Source organism: Achromobacter sp. NPDC058515 (assembly GCF_042721735.1).
GTDB lineage: Bacteria > Pseudomonadota > Gammaproteobacteria > Burkholderiales > Burkholderiaceae_B > Achromobacter.
Window position 1 is genome coordinate 96,826 of sequence record NZ_JBHXNI010000007.1, and the last position, 22,278, is coordinate 119,103.

Annotated in this window: 18 protein-coding genes and 1 tRNA gene; 5 read left to right on the forward strand and 14 right to left on the reverse strand. The window is 64.4% G+C overall.

All coding sequences use genetic code 11. The features are described 5' to 3' along the window. Nucleotides 1-84: 84 nt before the first annotated feature. From ACFWP0_RS14270 to ACFWP0_RS14305, 8 genes are all read right to left on the reverse strand, one after another. The gene (locus ACFWP0_RS14270) at nt 85-1,077 is read right to left on the reverse strand and encodes an AI-2E family transporter (RefSeq protein WP_377842962.1); all 993 of its coding nucleotides are present in this window, start codon (nt 1,075-1,077) and stop codon (nt 85-87) included. Continuing rightward, entirely contained in the window at nt 1,074-2,558 is a 1,485-nt protein-coding gene (locus ACFWP0_RS14275) for an alpha/beta hydrolase (RefSeq protein ID WP_377842963.1), read from the reverse strand. The genes ACFWP0_RS14270 and ACFWP0_RS14275 overlap by 4 nt, the downstream gene beginning before the upstream one ends. Further along, nucleotides 2,555-4,021: an efflux transporter outer membrane subunit gene (locus ACFWP0_RS14280; protein WP_377842965.1), complete on the reverse strand. Its 1,467-nt coding sequence runs from the start codon at nt 4,019-4,021 to the stop codon at nt 2,555-2,557. The genes ACFWP0_RS14275 and ACFWP0_RS14280 overlap by 4 nt, the downstream gene beginning before the upstream one ends. Next, a complete protein-coding gene (locus ACFWP0_RS14285; protein WP_377842966.1) occupies nt 4,018-7,188 on the reverse strand; it encodes a multidrug efflux RND transporter permease subunit in 3,171 nt (1,056 codons plus the stop codon). The genes ACFWP0_RS14280 and ACFWP0_RS14285 overlap by 4 nt, the downstream gene beginning before the upstream one ends. 11 nt (nt 7,189-7,199) lie before the next feature. Continuing rightward, nucleotides 7,200-8,357 (reverse strand): efflux RND transporter periplasmic adaptor subunit, encoded by a 1,158-nt coding sequence (locus tag ACFWP0_RS14290; RefSeq protein ID WP_377842968.1) that lies wholly within the window; start codon nt 8,355-8,357, stop codon nt 7,200-7,202. A gap of 112 nt (nt 8,358-8,469) precedes the next feature. After that, nucleotides 8,470-8,763 carry a hypothetical protein gene (locus tag ACFWP0_RS14295; RefSeq protein WP_377842969.1) on the reverse strand — a complete coding sequence of 98 codons (294 nt, stop codon included), beginning with the start codon at nt 8,761-8,763 and terminating at the stop codon, nt 8,470-8,472. A 394-nt stretch (nt 8,764-9,157) separates the two neighbouring features. Beyond that, nucleotides 9,158-10,003, reverse strand: coding sequence for an ammonia-dependent NAD(+) synthetase (gene nadE, locus ACFWP0_RS14300; protein WP_377842972.1), 846 nt, complete (start codon nt 10,001-10,003; stop codon nt 9,158-9,160). Between the two features lie 20 nt (nt 10,004-10,023). Continuing rightward, nucleotides 10,024-10,533, reverse strand: a complete 510-nt coding sequence (locus ACFWP0_RS14305) for a CinA family protein (RefSeq protein ID WP_377842974.1) — start codon at nt 10,531-10,533, stop codon at nt 10,024-10,026. A gap of 178 nt (nt 10,534-10,711) precedes the next feature. Here ACFWP0_RS14305 and ACFWP0_RS14310 point away from each other — a divergent pair, with 178 nt between their 5' ends. Continuing rightward, a complete protein-coding gene (locus ACFWP0_RS14310; protein WP_377842975.1) occupies nt 10,712-12,265 on the forward strand; it encodes a PAS domain S-box protein in 1,554 nt (517 codons plus the stop codon). Nucleotides 12,266-12,313: 48 nt separating this feature from the next. On the opposite strand, the gene ACFWP0_RS14315 is transcribed toward ACFWP0_RS14310, so the two are convergent. The 3 genes from ACFWP0_RS14315 to ACFWP0_RS14325 all read right to left on the reverse strand — a co-directional run bounded on the left by ACFWP0_RS14315 (nt 12,314) and on the right by ACFWP0_RS14325 (nt 14,681). Next, nucleotides 12,314-13,429, reverse strand: a complete 1,116-nt coding sequence (locus ACFWP0_RS14315) for a hypothetical protein (protein ID WP_377842977.1) — start codon at nt 13,427-13,429, stop codon at nt 12,314-12,316. Nucleotides 13,430-13,441: 12 nt separating this feature from the next. Further along, nucleotides 13,442-13,912 (reverse strand): CesT family type III secretion system chaperone, encoded by a 471-nt coding sequence (locus tag ACFWP0_RS14320; RefSeq protein WP_377842979.1) that lies wholly within the window; start codon nt 13,910-13,912, stop codon nt 13,442-13,444. 517 nt (nt 13,913-14,429) lie between these two features. Beyond that, nucleotides 14,430-14,681: a hypothetical protein gene (locus tag ACFWP0_RS14325; RefSeq protein ID WP_377842982.1), complete on the reverse strand. Its 252-nt coding sequence runs from the start codon at nt 14,679-14,681 to the stop codon at nt 14,430-14,432. Nucleotides 14,682-15,303: 622 nt separating this feature from the next. On the opposite strand from ACFWP0_RS14325, the gene ACFWP0_RS14330 reads away from it, so the two are divergent. Both ACFWP0_RS14330 and ACFWP0_RS14335 read left to right on the forward strand, forming a co-directional pair. Beyond that, nucleotides 15,304-17,319 (forward strand): acyltransferase family protein, encoded by a 2,016-nt coding sequence (locus ACFWP0_RS14330; RefSeq protein WP_377842985.1) that lies wholly within the window; start codon nt 15,304-15,306, stop codon nt 17,317-17,319. 106 nt (nt 17,320-17,425) lie between these two features. After that, on the forward strand, nt 17,426-17,662 hold the full coding sequence (locus tag ACFWP0_RS14335) for a TrbI/VirB10 family protein (protein WP_377842987.1): 237 nt from the start codon (nt 17,426-17,428) through the stop codon (nt 17,660-17,662). A gap of 120 nt (nt 17,663-17,782) precedes the next feature. Here the strand turns inward: ACFWP0_RS14335 and ACFWP0_RS14340 are convergent. After that, nucleotides 17,783-17,858 (reverse strand) — tRNA-His (locus ACFWP0_RS14340). A gap of 244 nt (nt 17,859-18,102) precedes the next feature. Here ACFWP0_RS14340 and cls point away from each other — a divergent pair. Together cls and ACFWP0_RS14350 are read left to right on the forward strand one after the other, a co-directional pair. Continuing rightward, nucleotides 18,103-19,560: a cardiolipin synthase gene (gene cls / locus ACFWP0_RS14345; RefSeq protein ID WP_377842990.1), complete on the forward strand. Its 1,458-nt coding sequence runs from the start codon at nt 18,103-18,105 to the stop codon at nt 19,558-19,560. Nucleotides 19,561-19,592: 32 nt separating this feature from the next. After that, nucleotides 19,593-20,507, forward strand: coding sequence for a LysR family transcriptional regulator (locus ACFWP0_RS14350; protein ID WP_377842992.1), 915 nt, complete (start codon nt 19,593-19,595; stop codon nt 20,505-20,507). Here the strand turns inward: ACFWP0_RS14350 and ACFWP0_RS14355 are convergent, their stop codons facing one another. Next, entirely contained in the window at nt 20,508-21,299 is a 792-nt protein-coding gene (locus ACFWP0_RS14355) for an enoyl-CoA hydratase (RefSeq protein WP_377842995.1), read from the reverse strand. Nucleotides 21,300-21,310: 11 nt separating this feature from the next. Further along, entirely contained in the window at nt 21,311-22,252 is a 942-nt protein-coding gene (locus ACFWP0_RS14360; protein ID WP_377843382.1) for a Bug family tripartite tricarboxylate transporter substrate binding protein, read from the reverse strand. Nucleotides 22,253-22,278 lie beyond the last annotated feature (26 nt).

Here is a 22,278-nt window from a genome sequence, read left to right on the forward strand (position 1 = left end):
TTGAGCATAGACATGAGCAGGTTGGCCGCCTTCTCCCGGCGTCATGCTGCCGGATGGGTGGCTTTGCCGCAGGTACCGTCGCAGTCAGCTGTTTGAAGCCCCTCGATTGAAATTGGTGGTGGCGCTGTACACCGTCGTCATGACGATAAGAAGCGGCACACCGATAAAGGTGCCGGGAATTCCCCACACCAGTCCCCAGAAAAACACCGCAACCATCACCATCAGCGGCGACAGCGAAAAGGCGCTGCCGGCAAGCCTCGGCTCCAGATAGCAGCCGTAGACGATCTGGATGCAGTTCAGGACCACGAGCACCGCGATGCTGGTCTGAAGGGATCCGTATTGGACAAACGCAAAGAATGCGGGGAAAACCGTCGCAACCAGCGGCCCCAGGAAGGGGATGTAGTTCAGCAGGAAGGCCAGCCCGCCCCAGGCGGTCGCCAGTTCAAGGCCGGCATAGATGGCGAACAGCCAGACCGTCACGCCCGTCAGCACGCTGGCCACCGTCCGGATCACCATGTAGTGCCGCAGCTTGCTTGCCACCTGGCCCGCGATGTCCATCCAGCGCCTGGCCCGGTCCTCGCCCAGCAGGCGGTTCAGCCTGGCCGGCGCCTCGTCCAGTTCGAACAGGCCCAGGGCGATAAAGACAAAAGACAGGAAGATCAGCCCCAGCATGCTGTTGATCCGCATGGCGATCTCCTGGATGGCCCGGACCAGCCACGAGACATTGAAGCTGTCCTGGAACATGCGGATCACCATCGCGCCGTGCGGGTGCAGGGTCTCGGTCTCCAGCGTGAACAGGCGCTGGAAGCGGCCTGCATTGGCCATCACCCATTGCGCAACCAGGCTGAACCCCCAGCCCGCCAGCGACAGGAACACGAGCGAGACGGCCAGCGTGACCAGCAGGACCGCGATGGCCGCCAGCGGCGCGGGCATCTTGCGGCCCAGGGACTGGCGCAGCGGCGCCACCAGGCAGATGAGGAACAACGCGAACGCCAGGGGCACGAACACCGGACTGGCGAGGTACAGCAGCCCCAGTATCAATATCGCGCAGATTCCGGACAAAGCGAAAGACGTCATCTTGGCATCACCCCATCAATACGCTTGACCAGAAAGGAATAAAAGGGATTCGAGGTCAGCCGGGTGAGCGTGTCCATGCCGATGACGAAGGCGCCGACCTCGCCCCGCATGGACATGGCGCCCAGGCTGATCCCGAACTCCTCGATGTTGTCCGGATGCATCCCGTACAGGGCGTCATTGGTCGGAAAGGGCAGCGCCACGTGCGACAGGGAATAGACTTCGCGCGGGTAGTCGATGCCGATGGCGCGCTCCACCGCGCCCAGGGATCCCGCCTCGATGACGCGCTCGACCATCTGGCTGGACGTTGGGCTGGCATTGGTGACGATGGAGAGGCGATAGTTGCGCTTGTCGCCGGGCAGCGTTCCCGCAAGAGACCAGGCCGCGCCCTGGCGAAAGAGCGGCCCGAGCTTCGTGGCCCGGTTCAGGTCGAACAGCACCAGCTCGCTGCCGTTGGCCGGCAGCCGCGCGTACAGGGCGTTGATGAGCGCGCGCGTGCTGACCGTGAAGTCCAGCACGGAATGGAAGCTGATGATGGGCGGCATCCGTTCCAGGCCGCCGGACCGCTGCTGCGCGACAATCCGCTCTTGCAGCGTCTGGGTCAGCTCAAACGACTGGCGGGCCGCGTTGACGGGAAAAGAGTTGTACTTGAACGGGTTGAACTCCGGAACGATGCTCAGCCATGCGGCCTTTGCGAAGGCCGGCAGGATGGAGGGCAAGCCGGCCAGCCCCGCGAAGCGCGCAAAGCCCGTGATCCCGACCATCGGCGAGATGAGCACGAGCCGGTCGGGCTTGGCCAGCTTGGGATCGTCGAGCGCGTCAAGCGCGTACATCAGCGTCAGCGCGCCGCCATTGGAGAATCCCACCATATGCAGGGGACGGGGCGCCGGCACCCGGCGGCGGGCTTCGCGCACGGCCAGGCGCGTGGCCGCCGCCCAGTCCTCCCAGTGGGCATCCGTCAGGGCGCCGGGCACCGTGCCGTGCCCCGGCATGCGGATGGCGACCGCCACGTAGCCGGCCGACTGGTAGTGGGCCGCTATGTGCCTCAGGCTGTAGGGGGAATCCGTCAGCCCGTGCAAAAGCACCACCACGCCCGCGGGTTCGCCGGGCGGAACCAGCACAAACGACCGGTTCCAGTCGTGCGCGAAATGCTCCGGATACACCTTGGCGCCCGCGAAATACCGGTTGCTGTCCACCTTGTCTTGCGGCTCCAGCTTGTCGCCCACGTTCTGCCGCACCAGCGCAAGCAGCGCGTCCTCGTGGGCGATGTAGTCCTGCCAGGAACTGCGGTCCAGCTGCTCCGCATTGAGCTCTTCGGGCACGTAGGTGTGCCAGGACGCCAGGGGCGGGCCTTGCTGGATGTCGTAGAGCCGCACGCCGATCAGCGTGCCGACGATCAGCAGCGCGCCCAGCGCCACGACCTTGGCCGCCGTCTTCAGGCGGCGGCGCAGCGCGCTGGGGGAGGAACCGGCCGGCTTGTTCACTGCGCGGCTCCCGCGCCGGCCGCCGGCAAGCTGTCGGGCGCGGCAAGCGCCGGCGGTTCTTCGCCCCCGCCCAATGCCACGTAGAGCGACACGCCGTTCTGCAGCTGCGCGGCCCGCAGCGACAGCATCTGCTGTTCGGCGCTGAAGAGCCCGCGCCGGGCGTCCACGACCTCCAGGTAAATGGAAATGCCGTTCTGGTATCTCAGGTCCGCGGTTTCGGCGAGGCGCCGCTGGGCGAGGATCGCCGTCTGCTGGGCCGCGACCTGCTCCTGGAAGCGCTTGCGGCTTTCCAGGGCGGTCGCCACCTCGCTGAACGCGGTCTGCACGGTCTTCCTGTAGTTGGCGACCAGCTCGTCGCGCTGCGCCATCGCCAGGTCCACGGCTGCGCGCCGCTGCCCGAAGTCGAAGATCGGCAGCCCGATGCCTCCGCCGAAATTCCAGATCTGGCTCGGCGACGAAAACAGATCGGACAGCTCGGGCGAGGCGTATCCGAACGACCCCGTCAACGCGATCCGCGGAAACAGCGCGGCGCGGGCGGCGCCGATGTTCGCGTTGGCGCTGAGCAGCCGGTTCTCGGCCTGGCGGATGTCCGGCCGGACCTCCAGCAAGGACGACGGCAGGCCCGGGCTCAGCGCATCGAACTGCCCCGCCGACTCGATCGGCAGCCTGCCCGGCACATCCGCGTCGAGGTTCTCGCCGACCAGCACCCACAGCCGGTTCCAGTGCGCGGCGGTGGTGCGCTGCCACTCGGCAAGCTGGGTCTGCGCCTGGGTCAGGAGGATGGCGGACTGCTCGTAGTCCACCAGCGAGGTGACCCCGGCGTCCAGCCTGTCCTTGGCCACGCCCATCGCATAGCTGCGCGTCTCCACGGTGCGCTGCGCCAGCGCGATGCCCTCTTCGCCCGCGCGCGCATCGTAATAGGTGGAGGCCACGTTGGCGATCAGCGACAGCCGGAACGCGCGCTGCCCCTCTACCGTGGCCAGGTATTGCTGCAGGGCCGACTCGCTCATGTTGCGCACGCGGCCCCAGAAATCGAGTTCAAAAGAGGTGACCATCAGCTGCGCGCTGAACTGGCTGAACTCCACGGTTCTCCTGCTGTCAGCCAGGGCCGGATCCAGGGACGACAGCGGCGCCTGATTGCGCGATGCCGCAACCCCCGCGTCCAGGTGCGGAAGCTGGTTGGCGCGCTCGATGCGGTAGAAGGCGCGCGCCTGTTCGATCCGGGCCGTGGCGGCGGCCAGGTCCTGGTTCAGTTCCAGCGATTTGGCGATCAGGAGCTTTAGCTGCGCATCGCCGAAGAACTGCTGCCAGGCCACCTGCCGGGCGGCCAGGGCGTCGGCGGGGACTTCTCCGGGAAAGCTGGCGGGCAACGCCACTTCCGGCGTGCGATACTCGGGCGCCAGGTTGCAGGCGGCAAGCCCCCAGCACAGGGCGGCCGCGACGACGACGCGCGCCGGCGTCATGGGTTCTCCCCCTGCTCTTGCGCCTTGGCCTTGGCCTGCGCCTTGGAGGCGTCCGGACCGCGCCCGGACCACCTTCTGGCGACCATGTAGAACAGCGGCGTAAAGAACACGCCGAACAGCGTCGCGGTCAGCATGCTGCCCATCACGCTGGTGCCGACCGCCTGGCGGCTGGCCGCGCCCGCGCCAGAGGCGAACACCAGCGGCAGCATGCCCAGCACGAAGGTGACGCTCGTCATGATGATGGGGCGCAGCCGTTGCCGGGCGGCGTCGACCACGGCCTCCTTCCGGTCCCTGCCCTCCAGCTCCTCCTTGAGCGCAAACTCGACGATCAGGATGCCGTTCTTGGCCGCCAGGCCGATGATGGTCACCAGCCCGATGTTGAAGTAGATGTCCGCCGACATGCCCCGGCCCAGTGTGAACGCCGCCGCCCCCAGTATCCCGAAGGGCAGGATCAGCAGCACCGACACGGGCACGGACCAGCTCTCGTAGAGGGCCGACAGCAGCAGGAACACCACGACCAGCGAAAGGCCCAGGAGCAAGGCAACCTGATTGCCCGCCTGCTGCTCCTCGAACGCCGTGCCGGTCCATTCGTACGTGATCCCCTGCGGCAGCACGCGCTCGGCGATGGCTTCCATCTCCGCCAGCGCCACCCCGCTGGACCGCCCGGCGGCGGCCTCGCCCGATATGGTGATCGACGGGAAGCCGTTGTAGCGCTCAAGCTGCTGCGGCCCGTCTATCCAGCGCATGCGCGAGAACGCCGAGAATGGCACCATCTCGCCGCGGTTGTTGGGCAGCTGCAGCGCGGCGATATCCTGCGGCAGCATGCGCTGCTGCGCCTCGGCCTGGATGAACACCCGCTGGACCGTGCCTTCGTGCAGGAAGTCATTGACGTAGTTGGACCCGAACGCGAAGGTCAGCGCCTGGTTGACCTGGGCCACTTGCAGGCCCAATGCCCGGGCGTGCACGCGGTCGATCTCCACATACAGCCGGGGTCCCGGCGGCATGCCGTCCAGGCGCACGCCGGCCAGCAACGGGCTGCTGGCCGCCGCCGCGATCATCGCCGCGCCGGTGGCGGTCAATCCCGCGCCGCCCTGCGCGGTGCGGTCCTGGACCTTCATGGAAAAGCCGGACGCGTTGCCCATCGAGGGAATGGGCGGTGGATTCAAGGCAAAGATCATGGCCTGCGGAATGGCGCGGAAACTCAGGTTGCTGCGCCCGACCAGCGAATCGACCGCGTCGCTGCGCCCGGTGCGCTCGCCCCAGGGATGGAGGTCCACGAACGACAGCGCTGCCGTCTGCCCCTGGCCGAAGAAGTTGAATCCGACCACCGAGGCGACATTGCGCACGGCCGACTGCTGGCGCAGCATGTTTTCGGCCTGTTCCACCGCCACCTGGGTCTGGTCGGCCGTGGTGCCGGGGGCCCCGGTGTGCGAGACGAAAAAGTAGCCCTGGTCTTCCAGCGGCAGGTAGCCGCCCGGAAGCCGCGAAAACAGGAAGATGGTCAGCCCGCAAACGCCCAGGAATATCAGCATCCAGCGCCAAGGCCTTATCAGCATGTGCTCGACCGCGCGGACATACTGGCGCGTCATCGCGTCAAAGCCCGAGTTGAACTTGTCGAACACCCACGTCTTGCCCTTGGAGATCGGCCCCTTGGGCGGCTGGCCATCCGGAAGCTTGAGCAAGGTGGCGCACAACGCCGCGCCCAGCGACAGCGCCAGCACGGTGGATACCACGATGGCCACTGACAGCGTGATGGAGAACTGCCTGTAGATGGCGCCGCTGGAGCCCGGGAACATCGCCATCGGCACGAACACGGCAACCAGGACCAGCGTGCTGGCGATGATCGGCCCCCAGACCTGGCCGATCGCCTTGCGGGTCGCCTCGGGCGCCGAAAGCTGCTCATCCTTCATGATGCGCGCGACGTTTTCCGACACGACGATGGCGTCGTCGTTCAGCACCCCGATCGCCACCACCATGCCGAACAGGGAGAGCAGGTTGATGGACGCGCCGAACAGGAAGAGGCCAGCGCAGGTGCCGACCAGCGCGATCGGCACGATCAGCGTCGGGATCAGCGTGCTTCTCCAGCTCTGCAGGAACAGGAACACCATGGCGGTGACCAGCAGCAGCGCCTCCACCATGGTGACCAGCACCGAGCTGATGGAGGTGGTGATGAAGGGCGTGGTGTCGAACGGCACCGTCCAGCCGACGCCGGCCGGAAACACGGACTCCAGTTCCGTCATCCGCTGCCTGACCTGGCGCGCGACGTCCAGCGCATTGGCGTCGTTTGCTAACTGGATGGCAATGCCGGCGGCTTCCTTGCCGTTGACGCTCAGCCTGAAGTTGTAGCTTTCGTTGCCGAGCTCGACGCGGGCCACGTCGCCCAGCCGCACCAGCGACCCGTCGTTATTGACGCGGAGAATGACCTGCCGGAATTGCTCCGGGGTGGAAAACCGGCTCTGGGCGACGATCTGCGCGTTGAAATCCGCGCCCGGGGCCAACGGCAGGTCGCCCAGCGAACCGCCGATCGTCTGGGCGTTCTGTTCCTGCACCGCGCGCAGCGCGTCGCCGGCCGACATCTGGAAGCTTGCCAGCCTGCGCTCATCCAGCCAGATCCGCATGGCGTAGGACGAGCCAAAGAGCTGCACGTCGCCCACGCCGGGGATGCGCCGCAGCTCATTGAGAATATTGTTCGCGGCGAAGTTGCCCATCTGCACGGCGCTGACGTCGCCGCTCTCGGATTGCAGCGCAAGCAGCATCAGAAAGCCGGACGAGGCCTTGGTGACCGTGACGCCCAGCTGGCGGACTTCCTGCGGCAGGCGCGGCTCCACGCGGCTCAGGCGGTCCTGCACCTGGCTGCGCGCGACGTCCAGGTCGGTGCCCGGCTGGAGGGTCACCGTGATCTGGGACGTGCCGTTGGCGCGGCTGACCGACGCCATGTAGAGGAAATTGTCCACACCGTTCATTTCCTCCTCGATGATGGAGGTGACGGTGCGGTCTATGGTCGTCGTGTCCGCGCCGCGGAACGTCGCCTGGATCGTTATGGAAGGCGGGGCGATGTTGGGGTACTGCTCCACCGGAAGCAGCACCAGCGCAATGACCCCGAACAGCAGCACGAACAGCGCCACTACCCACGCAAACACCGGCCGCAAGACGAAGAATGAGCCCATCGCCGACTCCGCTAGGGTTTTGCGTTTTGTTGTTCTACCGGCGCGACGCGCTGGCCTGGCCTGATCTTGTGCCAACCATCGACCACGACCCTGTCTCCTGGCTCAAGCCCTCGCCGCACCACCCAGCTCCCCGCGATCTGATCGCCCACCTCGATCTGCCGGGCGGCCGCCGTATCGTCCGGCCCCACGACAAACACGGTGGCGGTGTCGCCGCTGAGCCGCGCCGCGCGCGCCGGAATCAGGATGCCGTCCTGGCGGATGCCGATATGGATCTGGCCGGTGACGAACTGGCCCGGGAGCAACTCCCTGCCGGCGTTGTCGAAACGGGCGCGTATGGTCTGGGCGCCCGTGGTCCGGTCCACGCTCAGGTCGGCAAAGTCCACGACTCCGGTTTCACCGAACTCCCGGCCGTTGGCCAGCGTCAGGCGCACCTGGAAGGTGTTCCCCTCGGAGGTCGCCAACGCGCCTGAGCGGGCGTAGTCGGTCAGGTCCATGATGGCGGTGTTGGATTTGGTGAAGGTGGCGCTGATAGGAGACAACTGGTTGACCTGGGCCAGCAGCGTGGCCGCCGACGCGCTCACCAGCGCGCCCTCCGTCACCAGGGCCCGCCCCACCCTGCCCGCGATAGGCGCCCTTACCGTGCAGCGGTCCAGCCGCAATTGCGCCAGCGTGACCGCGGCCTGCGCGTCCGCCACATTGGCTTGCGCCTGCCCGAGAGCCGCGAGCGCGGCCTCGTATTCCTGCGCGCTGACCGCCTGGCGCTGCACCAGGGGCCGGAACCGTTCCGTGACCGACCGCGCGTTCTTCTGCACCGCCTGCGCGCGCTGCAGCATCGCGTTGGCCTGGGCAAGCTGGGCCTTGTAGTCGCTGGGATCTATCTGAAACAGCGGGTCGCCGGCCTGGACATCGCTGCCCTCGTTATAAAGCAGCTTCTCCACGATGCCGTCCACGCGCGCCCTGACTTCGGCGGTGCGTATGGGCTCGATCCGGCCGGGCAAGTCCACGTTGAGATCGACAGGCTCTCGCCCCACGGTGGTTACGAGCACCGTCATCGGCGGCACTTCCACGGCCGAGGCGTTGTCGCGGTCCCCGCAGGCGGCCAGCGTCAAGGCGACAGCGCCCGTGGCAAACCTTAGCGCAAAGCGGGCCTTGTTACTTACTCGCGTCATCCAAAAGCTCCTTTTCGCTCAGGCATCAATGCTCTCGCGCTACCCAGCGCCGAATGCCGGCGTGGAGGGCCAAACTTGGACTATCAAGGGCGCCAGACTTGCGCCGTGCTGCTTACGATACGAACAGCGGGTCGCCCGCTCCTTCACGGGCGTGCGTACAGATCGCGAATAAGAAAGTGTCCCGGGCGTCCGCCGATGCCGGCGGCGCGACGTCCGGGAGTGGGATATGGGCAATGATGGAAACGCGCGCGGCAGGCAATGGCGCGCGGCTTGCCATGGGGCGCCAGTCTGGCGCCCGCGCAATCTTGAGAAAACCGTTACCCGCGAGGGGTTGAATACGCTTGCGAGCGTCTGGGGCGCTGTACAGCGAGCGGTAATAATCCGAGGTTCCGTAAGCCAAGCTCATGCCGGGCATCCACAAACCACTACAGAGAACGATCAAAACCACCGACTTTCGCACAAGCATCCTTTTCAAATCTTGATCAGGAGAATTGGCAGAACAATGATTTCACGGCTCGATGCTGGGACAGGTCTTTTATTAGCGCGCCCCGATTTGCGGGGGCCTGGACCGTCCGTCCGACGCAAACAGCTTAAGTAGCGATTGTCGTTCGCGCAAGCTTTTCTCGCATTTAAATGGGGCGCGTTCGTGCCGCCGGCTTTCGGCGGGCGCCGAAGCCAGCGTTCAAGACTGCGCCCGAGAGGGATTCATCTGGCCTTGTCGGCGCAATGAATCGCAAACAGAGAAACCTCGTGTTCCTATTAGTAATAAAACAATTCTTGTTGTGCGGAACGGGGCCTGCTCATTCCAGAACAGCGGGCGCCGCGGGCGGACGGCGCTTGTGCTCCGTGGCATCGTATTGCCTGAGAATGGTCGCGGCGGCGTCGGCGGACACCGGCCGGCCTTCCAGATACGCGTCGATCTCGTCATAGGTCACGCCGAAAGCCTCCTCATCCGGGCGCAGCGGGGATAGCGATTCAAGGTCCGCGGTGGGCGCCTTGGTCACCAGATTGGCGGGCGCCGCGAGAAGCAGGCCCAGCCCGCGGACCCGCCGTTTCGTCAGGCCCCGAAGGGGGATGAGATCCGCGGCGCCGTCGCCGTGCTTGGTGAAGAATCCCATCAATGCCTCCGCCGCCTGGTCGGTGCCGATCACCAGGCAATCGAGCGCGCCCGCGATCGCGTATTGCGCAATCATGCGTTGGCGGGCCTTCATGTTGCCGGCCACGAAATCCTCGGCCGCCTCATCCGCAAAGGCCAGGCCGGCTTTCGCCAGGGCTTCGCGCTGCGCGTCCACGGCGGGCTTGATATCGACGCGCATCCGATGGTCGGGCGAGATGAAATCGAGCGCCTGCGCGGCATCGCGCTCGTCCTGCTGTTCGCCGTGCGGCAGGCGCACGGCCACAAACAGCGCGCGCCCGCCATGCGCGCGGATCCGCTCGACCGCAAGCTGGGCCATCCTGCCCGCCACCAGCGAGTCGACCCCGCCGCTGATTCCCAGCACGTAGCCCGCCTTTCCCGTTTCCAGCAGATAGCGCTCCAGGAAAGCGATCCTGGCTTCCAGTTCCGAGGCGGCATCAAAATCCCCGGAGACGCCCAGCGTTCGGGCAAGGGCGCCCTGCCGGGCTGGGGATTGCGGGTTCACTGTCATGGCTGAGGCTCCGGGGTTTTCTACGAGGCGCGCGAACCGAATTGGTGCCGCAAGAAATGCTCCACGATGCCCAACAGGGCAAATTCGGCGCTGGCCTTGCGTATGCTGTTGCGATCGCCGAAGAATTGCCGGGTCGCGGTGTACACGATGGGGCTGGCGTCGGCCTGCCCGCTCTTGAACACCCAGGCGTAGCACTGCGTGCCGCTGGGAATGCGGTCGTCCGTGGCATCCGTCACGCCCGTGTTGGCCACCGCGACATTGGCGGGGCTTTTGCGGGCGGCGCCCAGCGCCATGTCGCGGGCCACGGCCTCGCTGGTCAGATTGTGCGTCGCAAGCGTCGATTGGGGCACGGCCAGGCAACGCCTTTTGGCATCCACCGAATACACGACGAACGCGCAATCCAGCAGGCCGCCGGCGCCGGGAATATCGGCAAGCGTGGCCGATATCAGGCCCGCCGTGCACGATTCGGCGGTCACCAAAGTCAAGTTGTTCTCATGCATGAATCTCGCAACTCGTTCGATGGCGTTCATTGTGGTGCTCCCGGCGTCATCCGGCCCGAACAGCAAGTTGCGTACCTGCGAACGGGGCCGTCCGGCGGCCCTTTTTGGCGGGCATAATACGAACACGGCCAGCGGCCCGTTGCTGCCTCGACGGAACGGGCTGCCTTCCCGGCGATTTCCGCAATAGCAAAGCCATTGAGGAACTTCCATGCCCGCGTCCCAACCCACCCATGCAGCCTTGAGCCTGGCAGGCGAAAACCGTTTCCGGCTGCTGGTCGAGGCGGTCATGGACTATGCGATCTACATGCTCGATCCCGACGGCTGCGTGGCAAGCTGGAACAAGGGCGCTGAGCGATTCAAGGGCTATACCGCGAACGAGATCATCGGCCAGCACTTTTCCCTTTTTTATACCGAAGAGGACCGCCTGGCCGGCGTGCCGCAACGGGCGCTGGAGACCGCCCGCCGCGAAGGACGGTTCGAGGCCGAAGGCTGGCGCGTCCACAAAAGCGGCCGGCGGTTCTGGTGCAGCGTCGTCATCGACGCCATTCGCGACGACGCTGGGCACATACTGGGATTTGCCAAGATCACCCGCGACATCACGGACAAGAAGAAGGCGCAAGAGGAGGTGCAGGCGGCACGCGACGCGCTGCACCATGCGCAAAAGCTCGAAGCGCTGGGACGCCTGACGGGCGGCGTCGCCCACGATTTCAATAACTTCCTCACCACCATCCGTTTCGCGGCCGAAATGCTCCGCAAGCCGGCGATGGACAGCGAGAAGCGCATACAGCTGGCCGGCCTGGTCGCGGCGACAGTCGAACGGGCCAGCCATTTGACGGCGCAATTGCTTGCCTACGCCCGCAGCCAGCCTTTGAAGCCCGCGCGTTTCGAGGTCCAGGAGTGTATTGAGGGCATGCGCGACATCTTCGCGGCGACAGTCGGCGCGGGCATCCGGATCGAATATCGATTCCAGGCGTTTCCGCTGTATATCTGCGCCGATCCGAACCAGCTGGAAACGGCGCTGCTGAACATGGTGGTGAACGCGCGCGACGCCATGCCCGGCGGCGGGCTCCTCACGATCGCGGTCCGGCGGGAAATCAATGACCAGGCCTCAGGAACGGTCTGCAACAGCGAACAGCCGTGCATCGAGATCGAATTGCGCGATTCCGGCTGCGGCATGGAACCGGACGTTCTGGCGCATGTGTTCGAACCATTCTTCAGCACCAAGCCGGTGGACAAGGGCACGGGCTTGGGCCTGAGCCAGGTCTTCGGGTTCGCGAAGCAGTCCGGCGGCGATGTCAAGGCTGCCAGCGAGGTCGGCCGGGGCTCCGCCTTCACGCTCAGCATTCCCGAGGACAAGCTCGGCGGCGGCGTCCAGGAACCCAGGCGGGCTGGCGACGACTGCCTGTCGCGATCGGAAAAGAAGATCCTGCTGGTGGAGGACGACACGAGCGTGGGCACCGTGCTCCTTGCCTTGCTTGAGGACTTGGGCCATGCCGTCACGCTGTGCACGGACGCGGCCTCGGCGCTGCGCCTACTGGACCAGACGAACGGCGAATTCGACCTGATGATCACCGACGTCGAAATGGCAGGCCTGAACGGCGTCGAATTGGCGAACCGGGTCCGCACCAAATGGCCATATATCCGCGTGGTGCTTACCACCGGGGCCAGCAAGCAATTGGCGGGCACGGACCATCAGCTCTTTCCCCTCTTGCCCAAACCGTGGTCGCCCGAACTGCTGATCGAGATGCTCAAACAGCGCTAGGCCGCGCGCCGCGAAGAAAGGCGTTCCCGGCGCGCCGCGGGCTCCCGGTCAGAGCTTTTGTCCACCGTTGGCTATCCCTTCATTGAACAGCCTGGCTGCCAGGCGGTAGACCGGCAAGGCGTTGGCATGCTCCTTGTCCAGGCCAAGCACATCCGCCAGCACCTGGCTGTTCAGGATATCGCGCTTGAACATGGCCAGCGCCTGCGGGCTCCACCCCTCGCCATCGCTGCGCCAGTCGCCCAGCGCGTCCTCGACCATCGCGTCGATCCGTTCAGGCACGCCGGCCCGCTCCAGTGCCCGGTAATGCTGGACAAAGTCCTCGGCGACGGCGCGATAGGCTTGATGCAGCTTGTCGTTGAATATCTTGTTCTCGCCCGTCAGCAGCTTGCCGGGGTTGGGCAGCTTTCCTTCCTGCAGGCCTTCGCCCAGAAAGTTCAGCAGGTTGGCGGCGTTGAGCTTGAACATGACGAGCGTGCCGTTCTGCAGGTCGCGTTGTTCCAGCTGCACCGACAGCAAGGGCTTGAACGAAGCCATGCGCAGCGTCTTGAGACTGGGGGCCTCTCCCAAACCGCCATCCAGACCAGACCAGGCCGCGCGCAGATTGAACAGGCTTGTGCCGCCAGTCAGGCTCACGGACGACTGCCAGGTCTGGTGCAGGCCCTTGACGCCCAGGTCTGCCTGGAGCGTCGCCTTGCCCACATGGACCTCCCCCGCGGAGAACATGCCGTGTCCCGCGATGACCTGCACGCCCTTTATCTCGGCCTTGGCGCCCGCGTCGACAAAATGGCTTTTCCAATCCGCGCTCTTGGACACCGTGCCGTAGCTGCTTTCGTCGACTGCCGCCCATTTGGGACCGTACTTGGAAATATCCAGGACTTCCTTGGACTCGAACTTGGACGGCGTGTACTTGATATTGGCCGCCTCCATCATTTTCTTGATCCCGCTGCTCATCCGCGCCAAGAACCCGCCATCGGTCCGGGTGGCGGGCGTGGCGCCGTTCTTCAGGTCCTTGAGCAGCGGCGTGCTGGTGTGAAAACCACGGGACCCGATGGCGCCGCTTCCCAGATTGCGCAGGTTCTGTGTCATCGACGGCGCTGCCCGCCGCAGGCCGCCGGTCAGGCCGGGCGTGAGCGAACCGGAGAACTTCACGGTATTGACAAGCATTGCAGCCTCCCTTTACGCCAGGTTGACAGGCAGGCGGTCCACGCCGGCCGGAACCGCCTGCGGCGCCGGTTCCACTTCCTGGCGCGCCGCCAGCAGATAGGCCTGCGCCTGGATCGCGGTGCCGATGAACTTCTGCATCGTCGCTTCGAAACCTTCCGGCTGCATGCCGGCCACGGCGACGCTCTCGTTCAGGACCAGCGCGCCGGTCCGTCCATCGATGGCCAGGCAGGCGCCCGCCAGCGGCAGCTGGAACAGGTTCAGCGCCAGGGCCTCATGCAACACGCGATACGACAGCGCGTCGGGCGTGGCGAAGATCGGCGCATACAGGCGCAGCTGGATTTCGTCCTCGGCCACTTCCAGCAGGACGTTCACGCCTTCCTCGGTGGTGATCTCGAAGGCGCCGACGCTGTCCAGCGCGTTGCCCTCCCCCCAAACGCTGGCCAGACAACGAGTGACGGTATCGCGTGCTTCTGCTGTGTTCATGCGGCATCTCCTGGGCAAAGGGTGCTGGGCGGCGCGTGCGCGCGGCGCCCGGTGATATGCATGAGTAACGGAGGAGGCTCGGGGGTTCCATCCGCGCAGGTGCTAGGAAAAACCCTTATTTCCACCCCTGTCAGGACGGCGGACGTGGGCTAAATGCGTATTGACCGGCTGGAAAGATAGTGACCCAATTGGGGCGCGGGATCGGCAACCAAGTTCAATGGAGTCGCGCCATGCAGACAAACTACACAAAACGCCCCACCGAGCTGATTGCGGTAGACCCAGACGGGACAACGTACGTTATCGAGCGGCGCTGCAGATCGCTACCTTGCGACGACGGGGAGCCGGCGTTCTTCTATTGTTGCTTGCAGGACGGCCGGCCAGTCTCCTGGCTTGGTGAAAATCAATACCAGCTACCTGACGGCACGGCGCTTCTCGCGGTTGCGTGCCGTCTCGCAGGAACCCCGGGCGGCCCTTCTTGAAGGCTGGAATGGGCGGGCTGCCCTGATCGGGCCCGCCCTTAGCGCATCCAGCATCCAGGCATGCCCTCGACGCTTGGCCGTTCCACCTGACCCATTCCCTCAAAGCCATAAGCCGTGCTGGACATCAGCAGGACGGCCAGCGCGCCAACGATGACGGCAAAGAGTAGGGATGCCAGCCAGCCGTGTTTCATGAATATGGCGATCAGCACGACTGCCCCGCCAGATATGCACAACACGAACAGAAGAAACGCCGAACTAGGGAACGCAGAGAAATGGCGAATGAGATCCATAGCCACACCTCCAGCTCAAGGCCGAACATCTTCAGCTTTTCACAATCGCGCGCAGTTTTCAATCTCCACGCAAACGAGGTCAGCTGACCCCAGCGCCCGCGCGGCGGGCAGCGCGTGGGAATCCCCCAATGGGCCGAAACACGGCACAAGGCCACGTTCGCCGCCAGTTTTGGATCAGCCTCGCTTTAGGGGCCCTCTGGATCGCTAGGGGGCTCTGGCTCATTTCCCTCAGCCAACCGTTCCTTAGAACTTCCGATAGTCGGTGTCGTTGTCGTTCATCCGGATAAACGACTTGTCGATTAAGCGGCAAACACAGCGCCTTGCTCAACGGGCGGGTACTCAAACAAGCTCGCGTTCGACCCGAATTCAAGCTGAGCGAGAGACAGTATTCCGGTCCCGAACTCGATGCTTAGATTTGTGCATCCCACCGTGGCGCCCAGCACCCCGGTGAACTTTACCGCGAGGGCGTCGAAATCTTGGATGTCCAATCGCGTCCCCTATAGACGACAAAAGCCCGCCAAGGCGGGCTGGGTGAATTTGGCTTTAGCGAACTCTCTCTTACAATCCGCCATCGTTTTTCAGCCCCTCGGGGGCTCTTGATAAGAACAAGGAGCAGTACCAGATGGCATTGCCGCAAGAAAAACCCGGATACAGAGCAGACATCGACGGCCTGCGCGCAGTCGCCGTCCTTGCTGTGGTGGTGTTCCATCTCAATAAATCCTGGCTTCCCGGCGGCTTCGTTGGCGTCGATATCTTCTTCGTTATTTCCGGATTTTTGATAACAGGAATTCTGACCCGCAAGATCGAATCCGGATCTTTTTCGTTCGTGGACTTCTATCTTTCCCGGGCTCGCCGAATCCTGCCGGCAGCGTATTTCTGCATTGCCGTTACCCTGATGATAGGCACCATTTTCATGGTGCCTGCCGACGCAACTTCTCTTGCAGCCTCTGCCGGCTTCAGCACCGTCTCTGCAGCCAATTTTTATTTCTGGAAGTTCCTCGACACCAGCTATTTTGCGGCCCCCTCCGAAGCCATCCCCCTGCTGCATCTCTGGTCGCTCGCAGTGGAAGAGCAGTTTTATCTGTTTTGGCCCCTGGTGCTACTGGCTGCTTTCCGCTGGGTAAAGCCGTCTATGCGGGTCGGCATCTTCGTGACGATGATGGCGGCCAGCTTCTACGTTGGACAGGCCTTTCTGCACACCGATCCCTCGTTTTCTTACTACATGTTGCCTGCACGGGCGGGAGAGTTGATCATAGGTGCGCTGGCATACTTTGCGATCAACCGCGTTGGCCGCCTGCCCCATGCCCTGTCGGAAGTCCTGGCTCTAAGTGGCGCGGCCCTCGTCGCGTTCTCCGTCGTATTCCTCAGCGAAAGTAATGGATTTCCTGGCTATGCTGCCGTGCCGCCAACCCTTGGCGCCGCATTGGTGATCCTGGGCGGGTCGGCGCGGCCCACGTTGGTCAGCCGGATCTTGGGCATACGTCCGCTCGTCGCAGTCGGCCTAGTCTCGTTTTCTCTGTACCTTTGGCACTGGCCAGTAATGGCGTTTTACCGCTACGCATATGGCGCGCCGACCGCACGCGGCTACATAACCTGTGTCTCGCTAATGATAGCCATGACACTAATCTCGTATTTCCTGGTCGAGCGAAAATTCCGTGTTCCCAAAACCTCGGCCCGCCTAACTCCCTCTATCAAGTTTGCAGTAACCACTGCCGTACTTGCGTCGATGTCACTTTATGTTTTCATAACCGGAGGGGCGTCCTCTCTGGCCAAGCCCGAAGACTACGTCGCGAAGCTCCAAGCTCTAGACTGGGACACTCGCCCGGCCGGCGAATATGCATTCAATTGCCAAATGCGCGATTTTGACCCGGCCGTTTTGACGGACCCGAGGTGCGTCTTGGGCGATAACAGTGAACCCGTGCGCACCCTATTATGGGGAGACTCACATGCGGCGCATTTTGTTGGCTTCTTCAAGGTAATCGCCGAACAGCAGGGTATCGCCATCCGTAATGCTTCAGTTTCCAGCTGCCCGCCGATCCTCAGGAACTCCCGAAGCTATACGATTGCAGCGATAAGGCAGACCTGCGCGGATTTCAATGACGCGATGGAAAAGAACGTCGGTTTATACGACACGGTCATCTTAGGTAGCCATTGGTTCGGCGTCGACACCGGAAATGCAAGGTCGGACATTGAGGCAACCGTCGCCGAGCTGAGCTCGCGCGTACGCCAGGTGGTCGTTGCCTTGAACGTACCCATCTTCCTCACATTCGACCGCCAATGCGAACGCAAGGCACTGATAATTCCTGGCCTGAATTGCGATGTACAGCGCGATCGGGACGACGGATTTGAGGTCGGAATAAACGGCTTCCTCTCCTCTATGACCAAGAAGTACCCGAATGTGGCGCTATTGGACGTGCGAGATTACTTATGCGACGAGATGCGCTGTACGCCCCATTTCGATGGTCAGTCCGCGTACTTTGACCCCATTCATCTTAGTCTTGCAGGTTCAGAGCGTATTGGTGCCGTTGCTGCAGCTAAGGGCCAGCTCCCCTTCGATCTCCCATGGAAGCCCGATCGGTCAAATACCGGCCGGATCGATTCAGCGTCCGTCAGTGCTGAGCTCAAACACAGGCAGTAGGTCTAGGATTTCGTCCTCGTCGGCGAGGATCCAATCGCCCCGCTCGGTCCGCTCGATGATCTCAAAGCATAGGAAGCGAACGGCGCTCCGCCAAGCACGGAGCGCAATGAAACTGGGGAACCGCCGGCTCGTCAGCATACGATACGCACCGCACGATATCCGCTCCACAAGCGGACGCGTTGTTCTTATCGACAAGGGCACACGCTTCATCGGCTGCCAACAAGGCGTGCTGGCTCAGGGCCAGCCGCGTATCGGCGTGGCGTGGTCGCGGCTGAAGACTCCCAAAGGTGTGTTCATTCGCCTGGATTCGCAACGACACACAAGCACCATGATCGACGGCTGATGAAAAGCGCCGAAGCGACTGAGTGAATTTAAATATCCGAATTTTTGTTTAGAAATTCACACCATGAAAAGAAAAAAGGCACTTAGGATTGACCTAAGCGCCTGATTTCATTGAATTCTTTGGGGTGGCTGATGGGGCTCGAACCCACGACAACTGGAATCACAATCCAGGACTCTACCAACTGAGCTACAGCCACCTCTGGTACTGCTGGGGTTACTGCTGGGGTTACTGCTGGGGTTACTGCTTGGATAATACTTAATACCTTTGCGGCATCCCCCCCCGCTGCGGCTTTCAAAGAAGCTCAACAACGAAGAGGCCGAATTCTAGCACGTTTTTTAAAAGATGCGAAAGCCCTTGGGCGCGAGGCCCTTGCCAGCGGCGGCGGCCTTGCTATCCTTGCGCATGCTTCACCCTTGGAGGCCGGCTCTTACGTCATCGCTATGGATCGCATACACGCAATTTTGACCGATTACTGGCCTCATCTGGTGTTTGCCATCAGCACGGTGGCGGGCACCGGCGCGGCGGTGCATGCCGCGATGACCAAGCAGGATGTGCGGGCGGCCATCGGCTGGGTCGGGGTGGCGATGTTCTCTCCCCTCTTTGGCCCGCTGTTCTACTTCGTGGCCGGCATCAATCGCATCCGCAAGACGCGGGTGTCGCAGCAGCGCGATGAGGCAATGGTGGTGGATGCGGAGCAGGCCGAGACGGCGCCGGTGGACGTGACGCCGATCGCCGGCGCGCAGTTCGCCTCGCTCAAGGTGCTGGGCGACCGCGTCAGCCGGTTCCGGCTGCTGGGCGGCAATGCGGTGCAGCCGCTGGCGGGCGGCGACGAGACCTATCCGGCCATGCTGCAGGCCATCCGCGAGGCGCGCCATGCCGTGGCGATGCAGAGCTACATCTTCGACAACGATCCCATCGGACAGGAAGTGGCCCAGGCCTTGATCGAGGCGCGGGCGCGCGGCGTCGAGGTGCGCGTGCTGATCGACGCCATCGGCTCCAAGTATTCGCGCCCGCCCATCGTGCGCATGCTGGCGCGCGCCGGCGTGCCGGTGGCGCGCTTCATGACGAATCCGCTGGGCGTGCTGCGCATGCCCTACGCCAACCTGCGCAGCCACCGCAAGGTGCTGGTCGTCGACGGGCGCGTGGGCTTTACCGGCGGGATGAATGTGCGGGCGGCCTTTGTCAGCGCCCTGGCGGGAGACGCCACCAACCACGATACGCATTTTCGCGTGGAAGGCCCGATCGTGACGCAGCTGATGTCCGTGTTTGCGCATGACTGGAACTTCACCACGCACGAATCGCTGCCCGCCAAGCCCTGGTTCGATCCCCACGCCCTGCCGCCCACGGGCAATGTGCCGATGCGCTGCGTGCCCTCAGGCCCCGACCGGGCGCTGGGCAGCACGCACAACATGCTGCTGGGCGCGCTGGCAGTGGCAAGGCACCATGTGCGCATCCAGTCCCCCTACTTCCTGCCCGACCAGACGCTGATCGGCGCGCTCGCCACCGCCGCGCGCCGCGGCATCTTGGTGGACATCGTCATTCCGGGCAAGAACAACCTGCGGCTGGTGGACTACGCGATGACGGCGCAGCTGGACCAGGTGGTGCGCACCGGCTGCCGCGTCTGGCGCTCGCATGGCGCGTTCGACCACTCCAAGCTGATGACGGTGGACGACGCCTGGGCCTACGTCGGCTCGTCCAACCTGGACCCGCGCAGCCTGCGCCTGAACTTCGAACTGGACACCGAGATCTACGACCCCGCCGTGGCGCGCTGGATCGGCGCACGCATAGACGGGCTGATCGGCCACGCCAGGCGCGAGACGCTGGAAGACCTGCTGCAGGCGCCGTTCGCCAAGCGCCTGCGCAACAAGGTGATCTGGCTGGCCACGCCTTACCTGTGACGCCCCGTATCCATCTACGGTAATCTTGCGGGATGCGCTACGAACTCACCGACCTACGCCTGTTTCTCGCGATCGCCGAGGCGAAAAGCCTGTCTGGCGGCGCCAACACGGTGCACCTGACCGCGTCGTCGGCCAGCTATCGCCTGAAGAACCTGGAATTCGCGATGGGCGTGCCGCTGTTCAAGCGCGAGGCGCGCGGCATGGAGCTCACGCCGGAAGGCGATTTCGTGCTCAAGCATGTGCGCTCGCTGCTGGCAGGCGTTGAACGCATGCACGGCGAGGTCAGCGGCTTTTCCAGCGGGCTCAAGGGCAGCGTCAAGCTGTTCGCCAACAGCAGTTCGCTCAACGGCTTCATCGTGCCCAGCCTGAGCCGCTTTCTGTCGGCAAATCCCAATGTGAACATCCTGCTGGAAGAGCGCTCCAGCACCACGATCGAGGCGGCCATCGCCGGCCGCGAGGCCGACATCGGCATTTTTGCCGGCCATGCAACGTCCGCGGGCGTCAACGCCGTCCGCTACGCCATCGATGAGCTCATCATCGCGGCGCCGCTGAACCATCCCGTGGTGGAAAGCTCGCCGGTGCGTTTCCCGGCCGTGCTGGACCTGGATTTTGTCTGCATGAGCCGGACCAGCAGCAACTACGTTTTCCTGCGCGACATGGCCAAGCTGGCCGGCAAGACGCCCAAGGTGCGCATCCACGTGCATACCTTCGACGCCGTGCTGTCCATGGTCGAGGCCGGCGTGGGCGTGTCGCTGGTGCCGCGCAGCATCGCGGCCGCGGCGCTGCGCGAGGAGCGCATCGCCGCGGTGGAGCTGAGCGAACCCTGGGCGCTGCGCGAGCTGACGCTCGTCACGCAGGCCGGCACGCCGCCCTCGCCCTTTGTCGAGCAGGTCGCCGAGTACCTGCTCGACGATCCCATCGTGGCCGCGACGCGCGGTCCGGACTGATCAGCGCTTGCCCTCGCGCTTGCTGGCCAGGAATTCGTTCATGAATTTCTGCGGCTCGCCGGTGTTGAAGGCGGCGCCGAATTCCGCGACGCTGTCCTCGATGGCCTCGTCCACCGATATCGTCTCCCAGCGGCGCAGCAGCTTCTTCTGCTGCCGCAGCGCCGCCGGCCCGAGCGCGGCCAGGCCCTCGGCCAGCTTGCGCACGGCCTGATCCAGCTCGGCATCAGGCACCGCCGCGTTGACCAGCCCCCAGTCAAGCGCGCGGCGGGCGTCGATCAGTTCGCCGGTCAGCAGCATCCACGCGCTGTTGGCCGCGCCGATCAGCTGCGGCATGAGCGCGGCGTGGATCACGGAGGGAATCCCGACCTTCACTTCCGGCATGCCGAACTGCGCGCGATCGGCGCAAACGCGCAGATCGCAGGCCAGCGCGAATTCCAGGCCGCCGCCCAGGCACCAGCCCGGGATGCGGGCGATGACCGGCACCGGGAAGTGGCGAACGGCGTTGCAGAGATCGCGCAGGTTCGAGATGAAGCGCCGCGCCCGCTGTTCGTCCAGCGCGGCCATTTCGGCGATGTCGGCTCCGGCCACGAAGGCGCGGTCGCTGGCGCCGCGCAGCACCAGCACGCGCACCGAGCCGTCTTCGCGCAGCGCGGCAAGCGCCTCGCGCAGGCCATCGATCACCGGCGTGCTCAGGATGTTCAGCACCCCGGCGTCCAGCATGGTCAGGGTGGCGATGCCGGCGGCGTCGATCTCGGCGCGCGCGTGGGGAAAGGCAAGATTTCTGGTGTTCACGATGACTCCTGTTACTGCATTTTCTCGAACTTGATGTCCTCGACCACGGTCTTCCAGTGGCCGTAGGACTGCGCGATCAGCGCGCCGAACTCGTCGCGCGACATCGGGCTGGGCACGGCGCCCTGCTTCTCGATGGCCTCGATGGTGGCGGGGTCCGCCAGCGCCTGCCGCACGGCAGCGTTCAGCTTTTCCAGCACCGGCGCCGGCGTGCCCGCGGGCGCGGCCAGGCCGAACCACGACGGGTTGTTCATGGCGGGCAAGCCGGCCTCGGCATAGGTCGGCACGTCCGGCAGCACCTTCAGCCGCTGCCTGGCCGCCACCGCCAGCGGGCGGATGCGCTGCCCCTGGATCAGGGGATACGAGGACGGGATGTTGTCGAACACGATCTGGACCTGTCCGGCCACCAGGTCGTTCAGCGCCGGCCCCAGTCCTTTGTAGGGCACGTGCAGCATGCGCGTGCCGGTGGTCTGCATGAAGAGCTCGCCGTTCATGTGGCTCAGGCCGCCGTTGCCGGAAGACCCGAACGCGTACTTGTTCGGATCGGCCTTGAGCAGCTTCAGGAACGCGGGCAGGTCCGGCGCGGCCAGCGCCGGATTCACCACCAGCACATTGGGCACATCGGCCAGATTGCTGATGGGCGCAAAATCCTTGACGGGGTCGTATGCGCTCTTGGCGTACACGTTCGGGTTGACCGCGTGAGAGCTTTCGACGGCCATCACCAGCGTGTAGCCGTCGGCGGGCTGCTTGGCGGCGTAGGCCGAGCCGATGCTGCCGCCCGCGCCGGGCCGGTTCTCGATGATGACGGACTGGCCCAGCTGCGTGCCGAGCTTGTTGCCGACGACGCGGGCGATGATGTCGGTGGTGCCGCCCACCGCGTAGGGCACGACCAGGCGGATCGGCCGTTCGGGGTACTGCGCCGCGGCGATGCCGGGCAAGGCCAGGCAGGCCAGCATGGCCGCCAGTTGGATTTTGATGGGTT

Coding starts and splice junctions, on each gene's coding strand:
- ACFWP0_RS14270 (WP_377842962.1), bottom strand. CDS start 1,077: ATGACGTCTTTCGCTTTGTCCGGAATCTGCGCGATATTGATACTGGGG.
- ACFWP0_RS14280 (WP_377842965.1), bottom strand. CDS start 4,021: ATGACGCCGGCGCGCGTCGTCGTCGCGGCCGCCCTGTGCTGGGGGCTT.
- ACFWP0_RS14285 (WP_377842966.1), bottom strand. CDS start 7,188: ATGGGCTCATTCTTCGTCTTGCGGCCGGTGTTTGCGTGGGTAGTGGCG.
- ACFWP0_RS14290 (WP_377842968.1), bottom strand. CDS start 8,357: ATGACGCGAGTAAGTAACAAGGCCCGCTTTGCGCTAAGGTTTGCCACG.
- ACFWP0_RS14295 (WP_377842969.1), bottom strand. CDS start 8,763: ATGAGCTTGGCTTACGGAACCTCGGATTATTACCGCTCGCTGTACAGC.
- nadE (WP_377842972.1), bottom strand. CDS start 10,003: ATGACAGTGAACCCGCAATCCCCAGCCCGGCAGGGCGCCCTTGCCCGA.
- ACFWP0_RS14305 (WP_377842974.1), bottom strand. CDS start 10,533: ATGAACGCCATCGAACGAGTTGCGAGATTCATGCATGAGAACAACTTG.
- ACFWP0_RS14310 (WP_377842975.1), top strand. CDS start 10,712: ATGCCCGCGTCCCAACCCACCCATGCAGCCTTGAGCCTGGCAGGCGAA.
- ACFWP0_RS14315 (WP_377842977.1), bottom strand. CDS start 13,429: ATGCTTGTCAATACCGTGAAGTTCTCCGGTTCGCTCACGCCCGGCCTG.
- ACFWP0_RS14320 (WP_377842979.1), bottom strand. CDS start 13,912: ATGAACACAGCAGAAGCACGCGATACCGTCACTCGTTGTCTGGCCAGC.
- ACFWP0_RS14325 (WP_377842982.1), bottom strand. CDS start 14,681: ATGGATCTCATTCGCCATTTCTCTGCGTTCCCTAGTTCGGCGTTTCTT.
- ACFWP0_RS14330 (WP_377842985.1), top strand. CDS start 15,304: ATGGCATTGCCGCAAGAAAAACCCGGATACAGAGCAGACATCGACGGC.
- ACFWP0_RS14335 (WP_377842987.1), top strand. CDS start 17,426: ATGAAACTGGGGAACCGCCGGCTCGTCAGCATACGATACGCACCGCAC.
- cls (WP_377842990.1), top strand. CDS start 18,103: ATGGATCGCATACACGCAATTTTGACCGATTACTGGCCTCATCTGGTG.
- ACFWP0_RS14350 (WP_377842992.1), top strand. CDS start 19,593: ATGCGCTACGAACTCACCGACCTACGCCTGTTTCTCGCGATCGCCGAG.
- ACFWP0_RS14360 (WP_377843382.1), bottom strand. CDS start 22,252: ATGCTGGCCTGCCTGGCCTTGCCCGGCATCGCCGCGGCGCAGTACCCC.